The organism is Ruoffia sp. FAM 20857 (assembly GCF_045528645.1).
GTDB lineage: Bacteria > Bacillota > Bacilli > Lactobacillales > Aerococcaceae > Ruoffia > Ruoffia halotolerans.
Genome location: NZ_JBGQRB010000083.1, coordinates 1 through 3,577, shown reverse-complemented (window position 1 = coordinate 3,577; position 3,577 = coordinate 1). Strand labels below are relative to the sequence as shown.

General features: G+C 37.8%; 4 protein-coding genes. All 4 read left to right on the top strand.

Annotated elements, in window-relative coordinates; all coding sequences use genetic code 11:
* The first annotated feature begins 212 nt into the window (after positions 1 to 212).
* The 4 genes from ACEN4N_RS11135 to ACEN4N_RS11120 all read left to right on the top strand — a co-directional run bounded on the left by ACEN4N_RS11135 (position 213) and on the right by ACEN4N_RS11120 (position 3,350).
* Complete coding sequence (locus ACEN4N_RS11135) at positions 213 to 581, top strand: iron chaperone (protein WP_407089684.1); 369 nt, start codon at positions 213 to 215, stop codon at positions 579 to 581.
* Positions 582 to 771: 190 nt separating this feature from the next.
* Positions 772 to 906, top strand: a complete 135-nt coding sequence (locus ACEN4N_RS11130; protein WP_407094246.1) for a hypothetical protein — start codon at positions 772 to 774, stop codon at positions 904 to 906.
* A gap of 275 nt (positions 907 to 1,181) precedes the next feature.
* Positions 1,182 to 1,859, top strand: a complete 678-nt coding sequence (locus tag ACEN4N_RS11125; RefSeq protein ID WP_407094245.1) for a YoaK family protein — start codon at positions 1,182 to 1,184, stop codon at positions 1,857 to 1,859.
* Positions 1,860 to 2,285: 426 nt separating this feature from the next.
* Complete coding sequence (locus ACEN4N_RS11120; protein ID WP_407094244.1) at positions 2,286 to 3,350, top strand: extracellular solute-binding protein; 1,065 nt, start codon at positions 2,286 to 2,288, stop codon at positions 3,348 to 3,350.
* Positions 3,351 to 3,577 lie beyond the last annotated feature (227 nt).

Here is a 3,577-nt window from a genome sequence, read left to right as displayed (position 1 = left end):
GCCAAGTGAATTCTCCTTTTAGTAATGTATGGTAACTTTATTATATAGGAATTCACTGGCTTTTGTGTACATACAAAAAAAGGTGTCAGTGAGATTTCTCTCACCAACACCAAAAATTCAAGAACCCATTTAATCCTGAGTAGGCTCTGAGATTAGATGCTTTTTGCGTACTGTAGTATACTTAATCTATAGAGATAACAAGGAGTGGTGGTGTGGAAACATTTGAAGAATACTTGAATGCCATGGGAGACCCTGAGCATAAAGAGAAGCTGACTGAAATTCTAGTCTGGGTTAAAGAGCATTATCCAAATTTAAATACGCGAATTGCGTGGAATCAACCAATGTTTACAAATGAAGGTACATATATAATAGGTTTTAGCCATTCCAAGGGGCATATTTCCCTAGCGCCTGAAGTGAAGCCAATCAAAGAGTTCAAAGAAGAGATTGAAGCCCTTGGCCTCAGCCATACGAATAATATTATTCACATCAAGTGGACTGATCCAACCCCCTTTTCATTAATTGACACCTTGATAAAATACAACCTCGAAGACAAAGCCGGTTACACAAAATTTTGGCGTTAATCGAGGATTAGCGTCTTTTTTATATTGACTAATAGGGGAGTCAGTTTTAGAATGATTTAGAAAAGTGTTATCAAGAAGATAGGCCCGATGAAGTGAGTGTGTTAGTTTTTGATATTGGTGGAGCTGTCGCAATGAATAGGCAACTGTAAGAGGGCGAAACTTATTTGCGAGTGAATTTGGCTATATGTTAATGGATTCGGAAACAACATTAAGTAAGGCCGCATCAACGTATTCCCAAATGAAGCAACATAATAAAGCCAACCAAGCTGAGGCACAGATTAAAGACGGTCTTGAACTATTTGAAATCGCTGAAGCGGGTAATTGAAATGCATTAGAAATTATCGATGGCTTTATGAGCTTTCTTGCGTGGGATTTATAATTTATCTGTGATTATCAATCCGAATTAATTGCGCTCGGAGGCGGCATTTCTGTGCGGGAAAATATTGTCGAAGGAATCGCTTTACGGGTTAAAATGTTTTTAGACCGAGACGGCGCATCTGAAATTGAGCCAATGTCCAAGAATGTCACTTTTATAATGATGCGAATTTAATGGGAGCCGCAGTGAATTACAATCGTTACTTTATCTAAAGGGAGTGCAGAATGGAAAGGCATAAGATAAATTATAAGTTGGCAATTTGGATATTGCTGCTTCGCTTCATAGCCGGCTATCTGAATGTGATGGTGCTCTTATTATTTGCTCAATCAGTTGCTGGACATACTGGTAATTTGACTAAAGTTGCTATCCTGTTTGCGCATGGAGATTATGATGTGATGTTAAACATGGCCTCCATGTCGATCAGTTTTTTAGTAGGGGCAACTGTTGGAGGGTATTTTTATCCAACTGACCGGTTTCAACCACGATTAAATTACGGAAATTATTTAATTATTATGGGTGTCATTTTATTACTGTTCAACTGGTTTGGTTATCAATCAGTCTATTTCCTTATTTATATTGCCTTTAGTTTCGGCTTACAAAATGGGATGTTCGTCTTCTATAAAGGTTTGGTCATTCGAACAACAATATTAACTGGAACAGTGACCGATATTGGTGTGGAGCTGGGACGCAATCTCCGAGGTGGAACCGAAGACCGCTGGAAACTGCGCTTTCACATTGTGAATCTGTTGTGCTTCTTAATCGGCGCTGTATCAGCGACAGCCATTCATCTATACACAAATTGGAATGTGCTATTGATCGCAGCCGTGATTGATATTGCGATTGGTTTATATTATTTCACCTTAAAAGAAGACATGATTAAAGAGAGTTTGGAAGAGGAATAGTGAGGAAGACCTGCGAATGTAGGTCTTTTTTATTTGGGTTTGGGGTTGTGGGGCGTCGTGAGTTGGCACGACGGACCGCAAATCCGTTTCCGTAGCGTCGTGAGCTAGCACCACGCCCCGCAAGCTCATTTCCGGACCGTCGCGGGAGTTTACGACGCCTCGGAGACTCACCTTTGAATGAATATTAATAAAATAAAAACGAACTATATGTCTATTAGACGTATAGTTCGTTTTTTATCACATACATTTTGGGTTAAAAACATAAAATAGGAATAGTGCATTGTGAAATTCTGCAAGGTGTTTACAATGGGAATCGATATTATTTACATAAACTTTACATAAAAAGATAAAAATTTACTTGAAATTTACGATAAATTTACAATAGGTTGTTAATATTAAAGCTGTTAAAAATTTAGGAGGAATATTATGAAACTTAAAAAAGCGTTAGGGTTTATTACAGTTGCAGGGACAGTATTATCAAGTTTAGGTTTATCTAGTTTAACATCAAATGTGCAAGCTCAAGATATGAAAGAAGTCGTAGTTTACTCAAACTCTTTATCTGATTCTCGTGAAGAATGGATTGCTGAACGTGCAGAAGAAGCTGGATTTTCTTTAGAATTTGTAGCTGCTGGAGGAGGAGAAATCCTTAACCGTTTATTAGCAGAAAAAAATGCACCACAAGCTGATGTAACATTCGGTATGGATGAAGCAAGTTTTGCACAATTAACTGAAGAGCAAATATTATTAGAGTATGTTCCTACTTGGGTAGAAACAATCCCAGAAGAAGCAAATATTGGTAATGGTTTCTACCATCCATTAGTAGAGCAACGTATCTTCATGATTTATAACCCAGAATTTGTAAGTGAAGATCAAGTGCCTTCTAATTGGCAAGACTTAGCAGCAAATCCTGATTTACAAGGAAAATACATGGTTCCCAACGAATTAGGTGGAGGAACAAACCAAAAGGCAGTAATGAGTATTCTACTACAATACCAAGATGAGAATGGCGAATACGGTATCTCTGATGAAGGTTGGATACAAGTAGAAGAGTATTTAAATAACGGTTATATGACACCAGAAGGTGAAGACGCTTGGCAAAACTTTGCAGACGGAAAAACTGTTATGACATATACATCAACAAGTACTTTACCTTTAATGGAAGAACAATATGAATTTGAAGGAGTTATTGTAAACCCTGAGCAAGGTGTAATTACAATGCGTGAACAAATCGGTATCTTAGATAAAGGTGAAGATCATGACTACACTGCTGCACAAGAATTTGTTGAGTGGTTCGGCGGAGATGAAATCCAAGCTGAGTGGGCACCTGAATTTGGTTCTCACCCATTAAACGAAGTGGCTTATGAAGCAACAACTGATCGCGTCAAAGAAATTGTAGATGCAACAGAACCAATGGATGTTGATTGGGATTTCGTTCGTGAAAACATCAGTTCTTGGGTTGAAAAAATTGAATTAGAGTTAATGCCTCTATAAGTAGCGAAAGAATAAGGTAAGTAATTGTGAAGGCACAATTAGGAATGACTCATCAGTTTACTACGTTAATCTGACTATTATTATTTCCTAAAGTCTTAACAACGCCGATTGTAAAATTAAGCTAGACAACTAAAACAGCCATTTGTGGTACACTCAACTTGTAATTCCGACCAAAGAATACAAAGGAGTGACCACAAATGACCTACACCCATCTTACCACGGATGAA